Consider the following 18,527-nt stretch of genomic DNA (forward strand, 5'->3'; position numbering starts at 1 on the left):
GCCGCCCGGCCCGCCGCCGGGCCGTCAGCCGCCGCGGGCCTCGCGTACCGCGGCGGCGGCCTTGCGGGCCGCGACCAGGATCGGGTCCCACACCGGGGAGAACGGCGGCGCGTAGCCGAGGTCCAGGGCCGTCATCTGTTCGACGGTCATGCCCGCGTGCAGCGCGACGGCGGCGATGTCGACCCGCTTGCCCGCGTTCTCCCGGCCGACGATCTGGGCGCCGAGCAGCCGGCCCGAGCGGCGCTCGGCGAGCATCTTCACGTGCATGGGACGGGTGCCCGGGTAGTAGCCGGCCCGGGTCGTCGACTCGATCAGGACCGTCTCGAACTGGAGGCCCACCGCCCGCGCCTGACGCTCCAGCAGCCCCGTGCGGGCGATCTCCAGGTCGCACACCTTGCTGACGGCCGTGCCGACGACGCCGGGGAACGTGGCAGCGCCCTCCGGATCGCCCGCCACATTGGTGCCGATCACCTGGCCGTGCTTGTTGGCGTGCGTGCCCAGCGCCACATGCTGGGTCCGTCCGGAGACCAGGTTGAGGACCTCGACGCAGTCGCCGCCCGCCCAGATGTTCTCCTGCCCGCGCACCCGCATGGCCAGATCCGTCAGCAGACCGCCGGACGGGCCCAGCGGCAGCCCGGCCCGCCGCGCCAGCTCCGTCTCCGGGCGCACCCCCAGGCCCAGCACCACCACATCGGCCGGGTACTCGGCGTCCCCCGTGCTGACGCCGCGGGCCCGGCCGGCCTCGTCGGTGAGGATCCCGGTGACGGCGGCGCCGCGCACCGTCTCGATGCCCATGCCGCACATGGCCTCGTACACCAGGGCGCCCATGTCGGGGTCGAGCGTCGACATCGGCTGCGGGCCGCGGTCGACGACCGTCACCCGGTAGCCGCGCTCCACGAGCGCCTCCGCCATCTCCACACCGATGTAGCCGGCGCCCACGACGACGGCCCTGCGGGTGCCGTCCCGCCCGTGCTCGCCGCTCTCCAGCGCGTCGATCAGCGCCTGGCCGTCGTCCAGCGTCTGCACGCCGTACACGCCCTCGGCGTCGATACCGGGCAGCCGCGGGCGGACCGGACGGGCGCCGGTGGCCAGGACGAGATGGTCGTAGTCGACCCAGCGGGCCTGCTCCCCGTGCTCCCGCTCGACGATCCGGACCCGCTGCCGGCCGGGATCCAGCTCGGTCACCTCGGTACGCATGCGCAGATCGATTCCGCGCCTGCGGTGCTCCTCGGGGCTGCGGGCGATCAGCCCGTCGGGCCCCTCGACCCGGCCGCCCACCCAGTAGGGGATGCCGCAGGCCGAGTACGAGGTGAAGTGGCCCCGCTCGAAGGCCACGATCTCCAGCTCGTCCGGGTTCCTGATCCGCCTGGCCTGCGACGCGGCCGACATCCCCGCCGCATCGCCCCCGACGATCACCATCCGCTCCGTCACCCGAAGCTCCCTTCGCCGCCGTCGACATCCCGCGCGGCCGTCGTGTTCCTCCGCCGCCGCGGCTCACGCTACGAGACGCCCGGGACCAACGGCCCCTTCCGGTGGGCCGGGCGGCTCCTTCGCCCGGGGTGCGGGACGTGTGCGGGCGGCGCTCTGGGAGACTGGCTGCCATGCACGCAACTGTCATCGGGGGCGGGATCTCCGGCCTGTCCGCGGCCCACCACCTGCTGGAGAGCGGTGCGCGGGTCACGCTGCTGGAGGCCGGCCGGCGGCTCGGCGGCAAGCTGCACACCGGCAGCGTCGCGGGCGCCGTCACCGTCGACCTGGGCGCCGAGTCGATGCTCGCGCGGCGCCCCGAGGCGGTCGAGCTGGCGCGGGCCGTCGGGCTCGGCGACGCGCTCCAGCCGCCGGCCGTCGCCGGCGGGGCGCTGTGGACCCGCGGCAGTGTGCGGCCCATGCCCAAGGGCCATGTGATGGGCGTACCCGGCGATCCCTCGGCGCTGGCCGGGGTGATCTCGCCGGAGGGGCTGGCCCGGATCTCCGAGGACGGCCGGCTGCCGCGCACGGAGATCGGCGGCGGTACGGACGGCGCCGGCGGGACCGATGATGTCGCCGTGGGCGCCTACGTCGCCGAACGCCTCGGCCGCGAGGTCGTCGACCGGCTCGTGGAGCCGCTGCTCGGCGGGGTGTACGCGGGTGACGCCTACCGGATCTCGATGCGGGCGGCCGTCCCGCAGCTGTACGAGGTGGCCCGCACGGAACGGTCGCTGCTGGCCGGGGTGCGCGCCCTCCAGGAGCGCACGGCCGCCGCACAGCGCGACGCCGGGCCGCAGGGCCCCGTCTTCCTCGGCATCGACGGCGGCATCGGGCGGCTGCCGGGCGCGGTGGCGGCGTGGTGCACGGCGGCCGGCGCGGACATCCGGCTCGGTACGCCCGCGCGCGGGGTGCTGCGCGGGACCGGCGGGCCGGGCCCGGCCTGGCGCGTCGTCACCGACGACGAGGTGCTGGAGACCGACGCCGTGGTGGTGGCCGTGCCCGCCGGGCCCGCCGCGCGGCTGCTGGCCGGGCAGGTGCCGGCGGCCTCGGCGGAACTCGACCGGATCGAGTACGCCTCCATGGCCCTGGTGACCCTCGCCTTCCGCAGGGACGAGACGGGCCGGCTGCCCGACGGCAGCGGCTTCCTGGTGCCGCCCGTCGACGGGCGCTCGATCAAGGCGTCCACCTTCTCCACGCACAAGTGGGCGTGGGTCGCCGCCCAGGACCCGTCGCTGTTCGTGCTGCGCACCTCGCTGGGCCGGCACGGCGAGACGGAGGCGCTGCGGAGGGACGACGCCGGGCTGGTCGAGCTGTCGCTGCGCGATCTGGAGGCCGCCACGGGGCTCACGGCCCGCCCCGTCGACGCGGTCGTCACCCGCTGGGACGGCGGGCTGCCCCAGTACCCGGTCGGCCATCTCGACCGGGTCGCGCGGATCCGGGACGCCGTCGAGGCCGAGCCGGGGCTGGCCGTGGCGGGCGCCGCGTACCAGGGCGTCGGTGTGCCGGCCTGTGTGGCGGACGGGCGGCGGGCCGCCGAGCGGGTCCTGACGGGAGCTTCCCTCGCGCAGGCGGGGGACAGGAGCGAGTGAGAGGTCTGAGGAAGAGCCATGAGTGACGTACCGCAGAAGGCGCCCCACGCGGGCAAGAAGGCCAAGGACCTCAACGAGGTCATCCGCTACACGCTGTGGTCGGTCTTCCGGCTCCGGGACGTCCTGCCGCAGGAGCGCGCCGGGTACGCGCAGGAGGTCGAGGAGCTGTTCGAGCAGCTCGCCGGGAAGGACGTCGTCGTCCGCGGCACCTACGACGTCTCCGGGCTGCGGGCCGACGCCGACCTCATGATCTGGTGGCACGCCGAGGAGTCCGACGCGCTCCAGGACGCCTACAACCGGTTCCGCCGCACCGCGCTGGGCCGGGCGCTGGAGCCGGTGTGGTCTAACATGGCGCTGCACCGCCCCGCCGAGTTCAACAAGTCGCACATCCCGGCCTTCCTCGCCGACGAGGAGCCGCGCGCCTATGTGAGCGTCTACCCGTTCGTGCGCTCCTACGACTGGTACCTGCTGCCGGACGAGGACCGCCGCCGGATGCTCGCCGACCACGGCAAGATGGCCCGCGGCTTCCCCGACGTGCGGGCCAACACCGTCCCCGCGTTCTCGCTGGGCGACTACGAGTGGATCCTCGCCTTCGAGGCCGACGAGCTGTACCGGATCGTCGACCTCATGCGGCACCTGCGCGGCTCCGAGGCGCGGATGCATGTGCGCGAGGAGATCCCCTTCTTCACCGGCCGCCGCAAGCCGGTCGGCGAACTGGTCGCCGGGCTGGCCTGAGCGCTCGCCGCAGGGCGGCCCGCCGGATCAGCGGGCCGCCCGGGAGTTGGACGTCGGCACCGTCCGGGCGCGGGCGCCGTCCGGGCGCGGCTCGGGGCGCGGGGCGCAGTCGGCCCGGTCGCCGGGGACCTTGCCCGTCAGCAGATAGCGCTCCACATGGGCGTCCACACAGCGGTTGCCGCCCGTGACGCCGTGCTGGCCGGCACCGCGCTCGGTCACCAACGACGAGCCGGCCAGCCGCCGTCGGGTCTCCAGGGCGCCGCTGTACGGCGTGGCACCGTCCCGGGTGGCGGCCACCAGCAGCACCGGCGGCAGCTGTCCCGGCGTCGTCCGCACCTCCAGCGGCCGGGACGAGGGAGTCTTCCAGTAGGCGCACGGCAGGTTCATCCACGCGTTGTCCCACGTCTCGAACGGGGCGACGGCCGCCGAGGCCGTGTTGTCCCGGTCCCAGGTCGGCCAGTCGCGCGGCCAGGGCGCGTCCCCGCACTCGACGGCGTTGTAGACGGCGTTGCCGTTCTCCTCGCTCACCGCCTTCGACGGATCCGGCGCCGCCAGCTTCACCAGCGGCCGCTCGTCGCCCTTGCCGAAGCGCGCCAGCGCCTCGGCGTGCCGGGGCCAGGCCGTGTCGCTGTAGCCGGTGTCGAGGAAGGCGTTCAGCAGCTCCTTCGGGCCGACGGTGCCGCCGGCGGGGGAGCGGGCGACGGAGGCGCGCGCCGCGTCGAACCGGGACTGCACCTGGCGGGCGGTGCGGCCCAGGCCGTAGACGTCGTCGTGCTTCGCCGTCCACTTCTTCCAGTCGTTCCAGCGGCGTTCGAAGCCCAGGTTCTGGTCCAGGTTCGCGCGGTACCAGATGTTGTGCGGTGACGGGTCGACGACGCTGTCCAGGACGAGCCGCCGGACGTGGCCCGGGAAGAGCGTCGCGTACACCGAACCGATGTACGTGCCGTAGGAGACGCCGAGGAAGTTCAGCCGGCGCTCACCCAGCGCGGCCCGCAGCACGTCCAGGTCGCGGGCGTTGTTCGGCGTCGTGTAGTGCCGCAGCCGGTCGCCCTGCGCCCGGGCGCAGCCCTCGGCGTAGGACCGGGCGCGCTCGCGCTTCCGCTGCTTGAACGCCTCCGAGGGGTGCACCGGGGACGGGTTGGGGCCGCGCCAGAACTCCTTCGGGTCCTGGCAGGACAGCGGCGCCGAACGGCCCACCCCGCGTGGGGCGTAACCGATCAGGTCGTAGGCCGCGTTGAGGCGCTTGTAGACCCCGCCGACCTGCTTGCCGTACAGCGGGAAGCTCATACCGTTGCCGCCCGGGCCGCCCGGGTTGTAGACGAGCGCGCCCTGGCGGGCGCGGGCCGGCCCGGTGGCGGGCATCCGGCTGACCGTCAGCCGGATCCGCTCGCCCCGTGGCCGGGCGTAGTCGACGGGCACCCGCACCGTGCCGCACTCCACGGGGGACGGCAGCCGCTCGGCCGCCGGGCATCTGCGCCAGTCGATCCCCTCGGCCGCGGCCTCGTGCGCCGCGGCCAGCACGCCCGGCGACCGGTCCGCCTCGTCGGCGGGTGCGCCGCCGCCCGGCACGCCGGGGGCGCCCGGTGGGGGCGCGGGCAGCGCGGCCGCGGCGGACGGTACGGCGACGGCCAGCGTGAGAGCCAGCACACCGGCTGTGCAAGGGGTCGCTGCTGTGCGCACGGCCATTCCCCGTTCCTCGGTGTTCCTCGGCGTTCGTCGGTGTTCCTCGGCGTTCGTCGGCGTTCTTCGGCGTTCCCGGGCTTTCTCCGGCGTTCCTCGGCGTGCTCGGTGCGCTCGGCGTTCTCCGGCGGTTCGCACCAAAGCTCACCGGGTCCCGCCGGGCCCCACCGGTCGGCAGTGCTCTTTCGCGGTGTGCCGTGGGACGTTCCCCGGGCTGTGGCCCCGGGCGTTCGCCGGCCGGTCCCCGGGCACGTCGGTGGCGGCGACGGGCCGAGCCTGTTCCGGATGTTCAGCTGATGATCTGCCGGAGTAAAGCGCCATTCGAGGGGCGTCGCCCGGATGGGCCCGCGAGGGCGTGCCGGGCCCGGGGCGTTCCCGTGGCCCGGCACACGGCCGTGTGCGCCGTCAGCGGTAGCGGGCCAGGTGGAGGAGCCGGGCGAGCGGGGAGCGGGGCAGCGGCACCGGGCCGGAGCGCTCGCGGTACCACTGGCGCAGGGCGCGCCGCACACCGATCTCCAGTGCGCGCTCGGCGAGCAGATGCGCGGCGAAGTTCAGTGCGTCGGCACGGTAGTTGGCGTTCATCGGGTGGCCGGCGGCGTACTCGGTGAACTCGGAGCGGAAACGGGCCGTGCCGAGGATCTCGGGCAGCTCCGGCGCGACCTTGGCGACGACGTCGGCGCGCTTGGCGCGCAGCGCCCCGGCCTGGACGTCCAGCCGTGCGGCGTCGAAGCCGTCGGGGGCCGGTGCGCCGGCGACCAGTGCGGAGAGCAGGTCCGTCTGCCGGTGGGCGAGGCGGGCGCGTGCGGCGTCAGACATGGGTGGCCTCCTTCGGGTCGGTGCGGACGGGCCCCGTGGCGCGGGACCCCTCCGGGTGGGCGGGCAGGGCGCCGGCCGCGGGCGCGGCCGTGCGGACGGTGTGCCGGATCGCCGCCAGCTCGGCGGCCAGTTCGGCCGGTGCGGGGAAGTTCTCGTCCCGTTCCAGCAGCACACCCGGTGGTGCGGCGCGCCGGCACAGAGCGGCGAGGATCTCCAGCACCCGGTGCGGCACGGGGTGCGCGTGGGTGTCGTGCCAGACGCCGTCGCGTTCGACGCCGCCGGCCACATGGACGTAGGCGAGGGCCTCCACCGGCAGGGCGGCCAGCGCCTCGGCCGGGTCCTCGCCGCGGTTGACGTGGTTGGTGTGCAGATTCGCCACGTCGATGAGCAGGCGCACCCCGGTGCGCTCCACCAGCTCCGCGAGGAAGGCGCCCTCGCTCATCTCGTCGCCGGGCCAGGAGAACAGCGCGGCGATGTTCTCCAGTGCCAGCGGGACCGGCAGCGCGTCCTGGGCGATGCGCACGTTCTCGCACAGCACCTCCAGCGCGTCCCGGGTACGCGGCACCGGCAGCAGATGCCCGGCCTCCATCCGCGGTGCGCGCGTGCCGGGGCCGCCCGCGCGGACGAAGGCGATGTGCTCGGTGACCAGCGGGGAGCCCAGCTCCGTCGCCCGTTCGGCGAGCGCCGCCAGCCGTGCGGCGTCCGGCCGTTCGGCGCCGCCGAGGCCGAGACCGACACCGTGCGGTACGACGGTGACGCCGCGCTCGCGCAGCCGCAGCAGCGGGGCCGGCAGATGGCCGGGGCAGATGTTCTCGGCCACCACCTCGACCCAGTCGATGTCCCCGAGCGCCTCGGGATCCTCGACGGCCTCGGCGATCTCCGGCCGCCAGCCGATGCCCGTTCCGAGCCGTGCCATGCGCTCCATCGAAGGGCTCCTCCCCCCAACTCACCCGTCGGCGTGCCACGGGTGTCTCCCCCGTACCGCGGCCGTCGCCGGCGGCGGTGTGCGTCCCCGGTGCTCCCGGCCCTCCCGGCACCCTTGTCGTTCCCGGCACCCTTGTCGTTCCCGGCACGGGGGACGCGGTTCCTGCTCTCGTACGGCCGTGGCGGGCGAGCGGGACCGGTGTGCCCGTGGTGCTGCCGCGCGCGGCGCTGTTGTCCGTGGTGCAGAGCGCTTTCCTCGCCGGAGGCGACGCGAATCCCCGAACCCTGTTGTTCAGAGCATGATTTGAGCTTCGGACGGTCCGGCCCCGGGGCGTCGGCGTCGGCCCGGATCAGCCCTCGCGGATCAGGAAGCCCTGGTCGGACGCGGAGGAGCAGCGCTCCTCGACCGCCTCGGCGCCCTCTCCCGTGGCGTTCCGCGCGAAACCGATGCACCGGTGGGTGGTGGCCGAACGCAGCCGGTACGCCTCCGCCCGCCCGGCGCCGTCCGCACTGACCGCTTTGTCGGCTTCACCTGACCCATCGCCGCTGTCGGTGTCGTCCGGGCTGTCCGCTGTGCGGGGTTCCAGGCGGAACAAGGTGGCCTGCGTGCAGTCGTTCCGCGGTTCGAGCATGCCCTTGACCGGGCCGCCTGTCATGACCGTCAGACAGCCCTTGCCCTCCTGGGGGTGGTGCCACTGGATGCGGTACAGCCCCGCACCGGCCGGTTCGAGATAGGTGCGCGGCACCGGCGCCCGGTCGCACGGGCGTTGGACGGCGACGGCGCTCTCGTAGGCGCCGTTGCGGGCGCGGCCGTCGGTCAGGCACAGCCGCGGCGCACGGGCGGGACGGATGGTGACCCAGCCGTCGGACGGGGGCCGTGAGGCGGAGGCCGCGGCGGCCGGTGTGCCGGTGGCGTCCCGGCCCGTGGGGGCCAACCCCCAGGCGAGCAGCGCGAGCAGCGGGAGCGCGAGCCCGGCCGCGACCAGGACGCGGCGGCCCCTGCCGCGCCGCCGCGGGCCGCCGGACGCCCGCTCCGGCGGCGGGGCGGTCCCGGGCGGACGCGCGGCCGGTACGGCGTCGGCGCTGCGGTGCGCGCCGGCGGTGGCGACGTCTGCGTCGGCGGGGGCGGCGTCCGCGCCGGTGGTGGCGACGTCCGCGTCGGCGGCGGTGCCGCTGACGGTGGCCGCGTCAGGCCCTGCGCCGTGTCCGTGTCCGTCGCTGTGTCCGTCGCCGGGTGCGACGCCTTCGACGGGTGCGACGCCGGGTGCGACGGGGGCGCCGACGGGGGCGGCGATGTCGGCCGTGCCGGTGCCGGTTCCGGTGCCAGTTCCGGTTCCCGTTCCGGTTCTCGTTCCGGTTTCAGGGGTTGTGCCGGTCGCGGCGCCGGTGGCGATCCGCTCCCTGGCCTCCAGCCAGGCGGCGAGCCGGGCGCCGTCCCCGCAGGCGCGCACGAAGGCGGCCAGCACCTCCGGGCGCGGCAGGCCCGTCCGGTGCAGGGTTCCGGCCAGCGTGCTGCGTGCCAGCACGTCGCCGTTGCGGGCGGCGCGCTCTTCCAGCTCCCGGTAGGTGAGCCCCGACAGCTCCTTGAGCCGTCGCATCGACGCGACCAGGCCGGCGGCGTCGAGGGCGTGGTGCGGCGAAACGTCCCCGAGGTTCCCCACGGACGTCATCCTGCTGCGGCCCGGACGCAACGGCAACAGCGGATTCCGCCATGCGTCCGCCGTCCGGGACACGATCCGGACACCGCGCTGACCAGCGTGGATGATCCACCGCTGTCCGGGACACCCGGCCTCCGTTGTGCCCGCGCCCCGCGCGCCGCACCCTGGTTGCCGCCCGGGCCGACGCCGGCGCCGCCATGGTCGTGTACGGGGGGACCATGGCGGCCCGGCGCCGGGCGCTGCGCGCTGGGCGCTTCCTCGCTGGGCGTTGGGCGTCGGGCGTTGGACAGAGCCGGGGGCAGGGCGCGGTGCGGTGCGGGCGGTGTGGTGGCGGGGAGCGCCGGGTGGAGGGCCGGGCAGAGCGCTGGGGGAGAGGCCCGGTCCGGACGGCCGGGCGTGAGGTCGGGCGTCCGGCCGCCAGCAGTCCGGGCGCCGTGTGCCAGGCGACAGGCGTCAGCGCGTGCGGGCTTCAATGCGCCGGACGCCAGGCATCAGCCCCAAGGCATCAGGGCGTCGGGCGTCAGCGCGTACGGGTACCCGTGCGTCCAGGCGCCGTGTGCCAGGCGCCGGGCGACAGAGCGTCCGGGCTTCCAGGCGCCGTGCGTCAGAACGTCGGGGCGCGGCTCGTCGCGGTGCCAGGTGCCGTGTGCCAGGCGTCAGGCGTCCGAGGAGGCAAGGCGTCAGGGGCTCAAGGCGTCGAGGCGTCGAGGCATCGAGGCGTTGAGGCGTCGAGGTGTCGAAGCGTCAGGGTGTCAAGGCGATGCGGCCGAAGACCTCGCCTGTGTCCAGTTTGCGGTGGGCCGTCACCGCCTCGTCCAGCGGCAGCACTTCGTGCACCACCGTCTGGAACGTGCCGCGCGCGGCCGCGGCGAACTGCTCGTTGCGGACGGCCTGCCGGTCGGCCGGGGGGACGGTGTCCGCGCTGAAGGCCGCCAGGGTCGGGGACTTGCGGAAGGTCGCCATCAGCGCGGCCCCGAGGTCCGCGGGCGGTGGGCCGCCGACCACGCCGACGGCCACCATGCGGCCGTCGGCGGCGAGCCGGCCGAGGAACGCCGGCATGGCCTCGCCCGCGACGACATCGATGATCACGTCGTACTCGTCCGGCGCGTCCTGCCCGCCTTCGCCGGAGCGGTCCAGCACATGGGTCGCGCCGAGCCGGCGCAGCCGCTCGCCGCGCTCGGCCGACGAGGTCGTGACCGCCACGGCGGCGGCACCGCCCCGGGCCGCCAGCTGCACGGCCGGGATCCCGATGCTCCCGGCGGCGCCACGGATCAGGACGGTCTCGCCGGGGGTGAACCGGGCGCGGCGCAGCGCGAAGTGAGCCGTCATGCCGGAGTTGCCGAGCCCCACCGCGTCGACGGCGGACAGCCCCTCGGGCAGCGCCACCAGCTCCTCGGCGGCGGCGACGGCGTACTCGGCGTAGCCGCCGCCGGTGACGCCTCCGGTGAACCCCCACACCCGTCGGCCGGTCCACGCCGGGTCGACGCCGGGGCCCACCGCCGTGACGGTGCCGGCCACCTCGGCGCCCGGAACATAGCCTTCCGGGAAGCCGTGCCCGGCCAGGGTCCCGCGGCGGATCACGGCGTCGACACCGCCGACGCCCGCCGCCTCGGTGGCGATCAGCACCTGCCCCGCTTCGGGTGCGGGCACCGGCAGATCGATGACGGCCAGCCCCTCGGGGGCTCCGAACGTCCGGATCGCAACGGCCTTCACTGTCGTCTCCACGTTCTCGTGACGGTCGGGCGCTGGCCCTGCGGCCGGGCGCCCGGGGGGCTCGGATGGAGCCTCCGTCCCGGACGCTAGGCGGCGCCCCCGTCCGGCGGACCGAAGTGAGAGCGGCGGCCGGCAGGTTGTCTCACAACCGAGCGGGACGCCGAGCGGGACACCGATCCGGTCATCGCGCGGGACGCCGATCGGGTCATCGAGCGGGACGCCGATCCGGTCACCGAGCGGGGCACCACGCGCGACACCGCCCGGGGTGCCGTCGTGGAGGTCATCGACGGCACCCCGGGCGGCGTTCCGGTCGTCACCTCGGCCAGTGCCACTCCACGGCGACGGTCGGGCCCGGCGCGATCTCCGTGAACCCGGCGTCCTCCACCACGGGCCGCCCGGAGCCGACCAGTTCGCGCCAGTGCGCCGCGTCCCGCGCCGGGCGGACGGCCAGCGGGAAGCCGGCCTCCTGCCAAGCGGCACGGTCGGCCGCCGTCAGGTCCCACCAGGCGAGCTGGGCGCCGTGGCCGGCCTGTGCCATGGCCTTGCCGGCCGACATCCGCAGCTCCGGGTGGAGCCACAGCAGGGGCGTACCGGCCGCCGGCGGGGGCGGCGGCGCGGGATCGCTCAGCTCCGTCCCGGAGACCTGGAGCCGCGCCAGCTCGTGCGGCCAGCCGTCCAACGGCACGGGCGGGAACACCCGCACCTGCGCGGCGTTCTCGAAGCCCTCGGCGTCCCCGGCGTCCTCGCCCGCTTCTCCGCCGAGCGTGATCCCCTCCAGCGGCTGCACCCGCCGCCACTCGGCGCCCCGCGCCCGTCGGACCACCTTGCGGATCCCCCGCTCCTCCCACAGCCGTACGCGCTCGTGCCACGCGCCGTCGGTCCGGGTCGTCCGCGGGTCGCCGAGCAGGGTGAGGACGGCGCGGGCCGCCGTCTCCAGCGCTGCCGTCCTGGCCGGTGGGGCCGTCCGCTCCAGGCGGACGACGAGGGGGAGAACGTACTTGTCCGTCTCGGCCGGTTGTTCCTCGTTCACCCGGCCAGTGTGCCAGTGGCGCCGCCCCGCCCCTCCGTCGCCCGGCGGCGTCCGGAGGGGCGGGGCGGACGGCGGGTCAGTGGTGCCAGGGACCGGTGACGGCGAAGGTCGTGCCCGGTTCGTAGCAGTTGACGAACATCGTGCGCTGGTCGGGCGAGAAGGTGACCCCGGCGAACTCGCCCCACTTGGGCTCGTCCTCGGTGCCGATGTTCTGCGCGCCCCGCGCCATCGGGTAGACGGTGCCGTGCCGGGTCAGCCCGAAGACGTGCTGTGCGCCGTCGCCGTCCTCGCACACCATCAGCCCGCCGCTGGGCGCGAGGCAGATGTTGTCGGGCGACTCGCCCGGCAGTTCGACGTCCGTTCCCGGGCCGAAGACGACGACGAGCGTGAGGCGCCGGCGCGCCGGGTCGTACCGCCAGATCTGCCCGAAGTGGTCGCCCTTCGAGCCCTCGGAGCTGCGCGCGTAGCTGGAGACGAAGTAGACGCAGGTGCCGCCCCAGTAGCAGCCCTCCAGCTTCTGCGCGTGGGTGATGCCGCCCTTGCCGAAGTCCTGGAAGCGGACGGGGGTCTCCTTCGCCAGGGGGTCGGGCACCTCGATCCATTCGATGCCGTCGAAGGCGGTGCCCGGCTCGGTGACGGTGGACAGATCCGGCACGCCCGGGACGCGCATGGCCTCCAGCCGTCCGCCGGCGTGCAGGGAGCCGGGGCCGCCCCGGGGCTTGGCGGGCAGGAAGCGGTAGAAGAGGCCGAACGGCTTGTCGAAGGCGTCCTCGGTCTCGTAGACGACGCCGCTGCGCGGGTCGAAGGCGACGGCCTCGTGCTGGAAGCGGCCCATCGCCGTCAGCGGTTCGACGGAGGTGGGCCGCCGCGGGTCGAAGCCGACCTCGAAGACGAAGCCGTGGTCCTTGGTGTAGCCCTCCTCGCCGGCCCGGTACTCGGTCTCCTCGCAGGTGAGCCAGGTGCCCCAGAGGCTCGGGCCGCCGGCGCAGTTGGTGGAGGTGCCGGCGATGCCGACGTACTCCTCCAGGACGTCGTTGTCCCGGTCGAGTTCGAGGACGGTGCAGCCGCCCTTGGCCGCCGGGTCGTAGGTGACGTCCTCGGCCGTGGGCACCGGAACGCGTCCGTCCATGCGGTTCTCGTGGTTGCGCACCAGGCAGGTGGCGGCGCGGCGGTGGCGGCCCGGGCGGGAGCCGGGAGCGGGGCGGGCGGGGAACGCGGCCATGCCGTCGCAGTTGCTGGGTACGGGGCCCTGCCCGGAGCGCATCGGTTCGCCTTCGCGGGAGAGCACCGAGTAGCGGAACCCCTTGGGCAGGTCGAGGAGTCGGCGGGGGTCGGGGACGAGGGGGCCGTAGCCGGCGCGGCCACCGGTTGCCTGCGCCGTCGCCGTCCCGGCGAACAGTTCGGTCAGGGCGCCGCTGAAGGCGACAGCCGCCCCCAGCGCGCCGGTTCTCGCCAGTGCTTGCCGTCGTGTCGTGGACATACGGGCACACTCCCTGTTGGCGGACAGGTGACCCGGTGTGTGTACCACGCGTCACGCCGGGCGCCCAGCGCCCGGGAGCCACCCGCGTCGGCCGCCGTCGCCGGCGGCGCGCGTGACCGCCGGGCCGCCGGCCGTGCCGTCAGTCGCCGACCAGCTTCTCCGCGTCCCGCGCCAGCGCCGTGAGCCGGGATATCGCCCGGTAGTACTTCTTGCGGTAGCCGCCCTTGAGCATGTCCTCGCCGAACAGTGCGTCGAAGGGGACGCCGGAGGCCACCACCGGCACCTCCCGGTCGTAGAGCCGGTCGGCGAGCACCACGAGACGCAGCGCCGTCGACTGGTCCGGCACGGGCGTGACCCCGGTGAGGCAGACCGCGCCGATGTCCCGGACGAGCGCGCCGTAGCGGCTCGGGTGGACGCGGGAGAGGTGGTCGAGCAGCGCGGGGAAGGCGTCGAGCGAGGCGCCCGGAGCGGTGTGCGCGGCGCGGGCGACCTGCTCGTCGGTGAACGGCTCGGGTGCCTGCGGCAGTCCGCGGTGGCGGTAGTCCTCGCCGTCGATGCGCAGGGTGCGGAAATGCGCCGAGAGCCCCTGTATCTCGCGCAGGAAGTCGGCGGCGGCGAACCGGCCCTCACCGAGCTTGCCGGGCAGCGTGTTGGAGGTGGCGGCGAGCGCGACGCCCTGCTCGACGAGGCGCGCCAGGAGCGTGGAGACCAGGACGGTGTCGCCCGGGTCGTCCAGCTCGAACTCGTCGATGCACAGCAGCTGGTGCGTGCCGAGCGTCTGCACGGTCTGCTGGAAGCCGAGCGCCCCGACGAGGTTCGTCAGCTCGACGAAGGTGCCGAACGCCTTGCGCTCGGGGGCCGCGGGCGCCGCGTGCCAGAGCGAGGCGAGCAGATGGGTCTTGCCGACGCCGTAGCCGCCGTCGAGGTAGACGCCCTGCGGCCCGGTGGGCGCCGCCTCGCGCCGTGCGCGCCGGAACCAGCGCCTGCGGCTGCCCGCGTCCCGGGCCCCGCCCAGCGACCCGGCGAACCCGCTCAGCACCCGCACCGCCTCGGCCTGGCTGGGCTGTTGGGGATCGGGGACGTAGGTGGAGAACCGGACGGAGTCGAAACGCGGGGGCGGCACCATCGCGGCGACGAGCTGCTGCGCCGGGACGTGCGGGGTGCGGGCCGTCAGCGCGGCCGGACCGGCGGTGCCGTCGGCGTCGAGGGCGCCGGCGGTGCCGTGCGGGGCGTCGTCGTCCCGGGCTCCGGGGACCGCGGCGTCCTCGGTTCCGGGTGTGCTGCCGGCTGCGGAAAGGCGCGTTTCGGTGGTTGACACGATTGTCATGCTAGTCGGCCGGGTTCCCGGGGTGTGCGGGCCGCCGGACGTGCTCCGTGCCACACTGCGGCTCATGCGACGCCTGTTCCCATCCAGCTCAGCAGCCGCTGCCCCCGGCTCCGCCGCCGTACCGGCCACCGCGCCCGGCGACCCGGAGTGGAGCATCGAGGAGATCGCGGACGAGTACGCCTACCCGCCGCTCGCCGAGGGCGCCGACGGCGCATGGCTGCGGGGCAACATGGTGGCCTCGCTGGACGGGGCCATCAGCCACGGCGGACGCTCCCAGCCGCTGTCGTCCCGGTCCGACATGTGGATCTTCGGGGTGCTGCGGGGGCTGGCGGACGTGGTGGTCGTCGGGGCGCAGACGGTCCGGCTGGAGGGCTACCGGCCGGCCCGGGCGCGGGCCGTCTTCGCCGACCGGCGGGCGGAGGCCGGCCAGGCGCCGGCTCCGGCGATCGCGGTCGTCTCGGCCAGTCTGGAGCTGGACTTCTCGGCGCCGCTGTTCACCGAGCCGGTGGTGCCGACCCTGGTGGTGACCGGTGAGTGCGCCCCCGACGACCGGGTGGAGCGGGCCAGGGCGGCGGGCGCGGAGGTGGTCTTCGCCGGGGAGGGCGATGCCGCGGACCCGGCGCGGGTGCCGGCGGCGCTCGCCGAGCGGGGTCTGCGGCGGCAGCTGACCGAGGGCGGGCCGACGCTGCTGGGCGAGTTCGCCGCTGCCGGGGTACTGGACGAGTTGTGTCTGTCCCTCTCGCCGCGGGTGACCGTGGGGGAGGCGCCGCGGGCCATGCGGGGGCCGGCGCTCCCGGAGCCCGACGACTTCACGCTGGCGGGCGTGCTGGAGGAGGACGGCTTTCTGTTCACGCGCTACCGCCGGTTCCGACAATCAGCGGAATAACACGTTCCGTTTACTCGAAGCTGGGCAGACTGACAAGCGCAGCCCCGTGCGCACGGGGGAATGAAGGATGGTTTCTTCGGGGCCCGCGGCCCCGTGGAGATTCCCCGGGGGCCGGCCTCCGGGGAGGAGATTCCTCGGGCCCGGCCCGGAGGAGGAGAGGGGCACCCGTCGTGATCACGACCGTGTTGATGATCGAGAAGCCGCTGGTGTCCGCCGATGTCGAGATGGTCACCACGCTGCACGGCGAGGAGCCCGTCTCCTTCGTCGTCCTCATGCAGCCGCGCGGAGACCAGGACCGGCTGTTGCGGGCGCTCGACGACGTGGCGCTCGGAGAGCTGGACGAGGCCGTGCACGAGCGCCAGGAGCCCGAGGGGAACGAGGCCGTCGGCCCCGCCGAGCGGGCCCTGGAGCTCTCCCTCAAGCGTCTGCGGGACGCCGGTGCCCAGGCCGTCGGGCAGCTCGTCGGCGACCGCCCGCTCGACCTGCTCACCTCGCTCGTCCAGCAGACCTCGGCCGACGAGGTCATCGTGCTGACGGCGCCGCACCTGGTCGAGGAGTTCTTCCACCGCGACTGGGCCTCCCGGGCCCGGCACAAGGTGGGCGTCCCGGTGCTGAAGCTGTTCGCGCACACCGAGGAGGACGTGGCGGCGGCCGAGGCGGCCGGTGCCGAGGACGCCGACGGCGTGCAGGTCGACGAGGACGCGCGGCGCCGGGGCGTCGACGGCGGGGACGGCGGCGCGGGGGAGCCGCGGGGGCCGGGGGCCGGCTCCGGGGGCTGACCGCGCCGGGCGTGCGGACGGCATAGGGTTGGACGGTCCCCGAGCCCTGTGCCCGAGCCTGGAGAAGCACGTATGACCGCAGCTGACGTCACCGAGAACATTCCCGCACCCCTGACGCGTCCGCACTTCGTCGGCGTCGGCGGTGCGGGAATGTCCGGAATCGCGAAGATCCTGGCGCGGCGGGGCGCGCGGGTCGCCGGGAGCGACGCGCGGGAGTCGGCCACGGCCGCCGCGCTGCGGGAGCTGGGGATCACCGTGCACATCGGGCACGACGCCGCGCACCTGGCGCCGGACGCCACGGCCGTCGTCGTCTCCAGCGCGATCCGCGCCGACAACCCGGAGGTGGCCGAGGCCACCGGGCGCGGCCTGCCGGTCGTCCACCGCTCGGACGCGCTCGCCGCCCTGATGGGCAGCCGCAGGGCGCTGGCCGTCGCCGGGACCCACGGCAAGACGACGACGACCTCCATGCTCGCCGTGGCCCTCGGCGCCCTGGACCTCGACCCGTCCTACGCCATCGGCGGCGATCTCGCCGGGCCGGGCTCCAACGCGCACCACGGCAGCGGGGAGATCTTCGTCGCCGAGGCGGACGAGAGCGACCGCAGCTTCCACAAGTACGCGCCCGAGGTCGCCGTCGTCCTCAACGTCGAGCTGGACCACCACGCCAACTACGCGTCGCTGGAGGAGATCCACGAGTCCTTCGAGACCTTCGCCGGGCGGATCACCGACGGCGGCACCCTCGTCGTCTCCGCCGACCAGGAAGGGGCCCGTGAGTTCACCCGGCGGGTCCGGGCCGCCGGGGAGCGGGCGCTCACGGTCCGTACGTACGGCGAGGCGGCGGACGCCGACGTCCGGGTCCTCAAGATCACGCAGAGCGGGCTGACCAGCGAGGTCACCGTCGTCCTCGACGGGCGGGAGCTGACCTTCGGCGTCTCGGTGCCCGGCCGGCACTACGCGCTCAACGCCGTGGCCGCCCTCACCGCGGGCGCCGCGCTCGGCGTCCCCGCCGACCGGCTGGCCGAGGCGCTGGGCACGTACACCGGCGTCAAGCGCCGCCTCCAGCTGACCGGGGAGGAGGCGGGGGTGCAGGTCATCGACTCCTACGCGCACCACCCGACGGAGATGACCGCCGATCTGGAGGCCGTCCGCGGCGGCGCCTCCGGCCGGGTGCTGGTCCTCTTCCAGCCGCACCTCTTCAGCCGCACCCAGGAGCTGGGCAAGGAGATGGGCGAGGCGCTGGCGCTGGCCGACGGCTCGGTCGTGCTGCCCATCTACCCGGCGCGGGAGGACCCGGTGCCCGGGGTGACCAGCGCGCTGATCACCGACGCCGCGCGCGCCGCGGGCGCCGCCGTCAACGCGGCCGGCTCGGCGGAGGAGGCCGTGCAGGCCGTCGCGGGAATGGCGGGGCCCGGTGATCTCGTTCTCACCATGGGAGCGGGAGACGTGACCGAGCTGGGGCCGCGCATTCTCGCCGCCCTGGCCGGCTGACCGGCGCGTCCGGACCGCCGGAGCGGCCGGAGCGCCGCCGGGCGCGGGAGCCGGCCGTCGAAGAGCACGAAGGAGCCGAGATGCCGTACGAGATCGACAAGCCTGAGGAAGAATGGCGGGCGGAGCTGTCGCCGGAGGAGTACCACGTGCTGCGCGAGGGCGGCACCGAGCGGCCCTTCACCGGTGAGTACACCGACACCGAGACCACCGGCGTCTACGAGTGCCGCGCCTGCGGGGCCGAACTGTTCCGCTCCGCCACCAAGTTCGCCTCCCACTGCGGCTGGCCCAGCTTCTACGACCCGGCCGGTTCGGACGCCGTGGAGCTGCTGACCGACCGCTCGCTGGGCATGGTCCGTACCGAGGTGCGCTGTGCGCGGTGCGGTTCCCACCTCGGCCATGTCTTCGAGGGCGAGGGCTACCCCACGCCGACGGACCAGCGGTACTGCATCAACTCCGTCTCGCTGCGGCTGGTGCCCGCCGGGGAGTGACAGACCGCAGCACCGGCCCCGGGCCCGGTGGCGCGTACCGGAACGACACCGGGCGCGCCGCCGGGCCCGTTTCGTGCGGACGGCTCCGGCGGCGCCGGTGGTTGACTGCCGTGCTCCGGGCGGCCGTTGTGCATTGTGCAGATCCCGCCATTTCCCGTTCCCCGTCCAGGAGCTGAGCGAACAGGGACGAGCAGGCAGCGGTACTCGGCGATCGCATGCGGGCGGAGAACGATCAGGGCCGGAAACCGCCGGGAATTCCGGGCCCGGCCGCCGGGCGGGCGCCGGGCCCCGGTCGTGTCCGCGGGGGAGCGAGGGATGCGCGAGGCGGCGCACGGCGCCGGCTCCGCACTCGGGGTCCGGCTGGCGGAATACCGGACGTGTGCGCCCAGTTCATTTGTACGCTGCACCCGGTACGGCTGTGGCCGGAAGGATCGGTCCGGCCGCCCCGGCGGGCGCCGGGGCGGGGCGGC

General features: G+C 75.1%; 12 protein-coding genes and 2 pseudogenes. 6 read left to right on the forward strand and 8 right to left on the reverse strand.

Annotated elements, in window-relative coordinates:
* Positions 1-24 precede the first annotated feature (24 nt).
* A complete protein-coding gene (locus SCA03_RS28885; RefSeq protein ID WP_030879189.1) occupies positions 25-1,419 on the reverse strand; it encodes an FAD-dependent oxidoreductase in 1,395 nt (464 codons plus the stop codon).
* Between the two features lie 182 nt (positions 1,420-1,601).
* Between SCA03_RS28885 and hemG the strand changes: the two genes are divergently transcribed.
* Complete coding sequence (gene hemG / locus SCA03_RS28890) at positions 1,602-3,056, forward strand: protoporphyrinogen oxidase (protein ID WP_086818085.1); 1,455 nt, start codon at positions 1,602-1,604, stop codon at positions 3,054-3,056.
* Between the two features lie 18 nt (positions 3,057-3,074).
* Positions 3,075-3,791, forward strand: a complete 717-nt coding sequence (hemQ, locus tag SCA03_RS28895; protein WP_030879186.1) for a hydrogen peroxide-dependent heme synthase — start codon at positions 3,075-3,077, stop codon at positions 3,789-3,791.
* Between the two features lie 27 nt (positions 3,792-3,818).
* Here hemQ and SCA03_RS28900 read toward each other — a convergent pair whose 3' ends face one another.
* The 7 genes and pseudogenes from SCA03_RS28900 to zapE all read right to left on the reverse strand — a co-directional run bounded on the left by SCA03_RS28900 (position 3,819) and on the right by zapE (position 14,419).
* Positions 3,819-5,471, reverse strand: a complete 1,653-nt coding sequence (locus tag SCA03_RS28900) for an alpha/beta hydrolase (protein ID WP_371864004.1) — start codon at positions 5,469-5,471, stop codon at positions 3,819-3,821.
* Positions 5,472-5,876: 405 nt separating this feature from the next.
* A pseudogene (locus SCA03_RS28905) lies at positions 5,877-7,203 on the reverse strand (MbnB/TglH/ChrH family RiPP precursor modification enzyme).
* Between the two features lie 358 nt (positions 7,204-7,561).
* Positions 7,562-8,872 (reverse strand): RICIN domain-containing protein, encoded by a 1,311-nt coding sequence (locus SCA03_RS36555; RefSeq protein ID WP_230988981.1) that lies wholly within the window; start codon positions 8,870-8,872, stop codon positions 7,562-7,564.
* 741 nt (positions 8,873-9,613) lie between these two features.
* Positions 9,614-10,582, reverse strand: coding sequence for a zinc-binding dehydrogenase (locus tag SCA03_RS28915; protein ID WP_086817800.1), 969 nt, complete (start codon positions 10,580-10,582; stop codon positions 9,614-9,616).
* A 313-nt stretch (positions 10,583-10,895) separates the two neighbouring features.
* A complete protein-coding gene (locus tag SCA03_RS28920) occupies positions 10,896-11,612 on the reverse strand; it encodes an aminoacyl-tRNA hydrolase (RefSeq protein WP_086817799.1) in 717 nt (238 codons plus the stop codon).
* A 76-nt stretch (positions 11,613-11,688) separates the two neighbouring features.
* Complete coding sequence (locus SCA03_RS28925; protein ID WP_141275740.1) at positions 11,689-13,092, reverse strand: alkaline phosphatase PhoX; 1,404 nt, start codon at positions 13,090-13,092, stop codon at positions 11,689-11,691.
* A gap of 139 nt (positions 13,093-13,231) precedes the next feature.
* Positions 13,232-14,419 carry a cell division protein ZapE gene (gene zapE, locus SCA03_RS28930; RefSeq protein ID WP_086818293.1) on the reverse strand — a complete coding sequence of 396 codons (1,188 nt, stop codon included), beginning with the start codon at positions 14,417-14,419 and terminating at the stop codon, positions 13,232-13,234.
* A gap of 64 nt (positions 14,420-14,483) precedes the next feature.
* On the opposite strand from zapE, the gene SCA03_RS28935 reads away from it, so the two are divergent.
* The 4 genes and pseudogenes from SCA03_RS28935 (at position 14,484) to msrB (ending at position 18,057) form a co-directional block, all read left to right on the forward strand.
* On the forward strand, positions 14,484-15,305 hold the full coding sequence (locus tag SCA03_RS28935) for a pyrimidine reductase family protein (RefSeq protein WP_030889212.1): 822 nt from the start codon (positions 14,484-14,486) through the stop codon (positions 15,303-15,305).
* 170 nt (positions 15,306-15,475) lie between these two features.
* Positions 15,476-15,940 (forward strand): annotated as a pseudogene (locus SCA03_RS28940) (indole-3-glycerol phosphate synthase); the annotation flags it as partial.
* A gap of 216 nt (positions 15,941-16,156) precedes the next feature.
* Positions 16,157-17,569 (forward strand): UDP-N-acetylmuramate--L-alanine ligase, encoded by a 1,413-nt coding sequence (gene murC, locus SCA03_RS28945; protein ID WP_030893770.1) that lies wholly within the window; start codon positions 16,157-16,159, stop codon positions 17,567-17,569.
* 80 nt (positions 17,570-17,649) lie between these two features.
* Entirely contained in the window at positions 17,650-18,057 is a 408-nt protein-coding gene (gene msrB, locus SCA03_RS28950; protein WP_030889218.1) for a peptide-methionine (R)-S-oxide reductase MsrB, read from the forward strand.
* Positions 18,058-18,527 lie beyond the last annotated feature (470 nt).

It is taken from the genome of Streptomyces cacaoi (assembly GCF_006539165.1).
GTDB lineage: Bacteria > Actinomycetota > Actinomycetes > Streptomycetales > Streptomycetaceae > Streptomyces > Streptomyces cacaoi.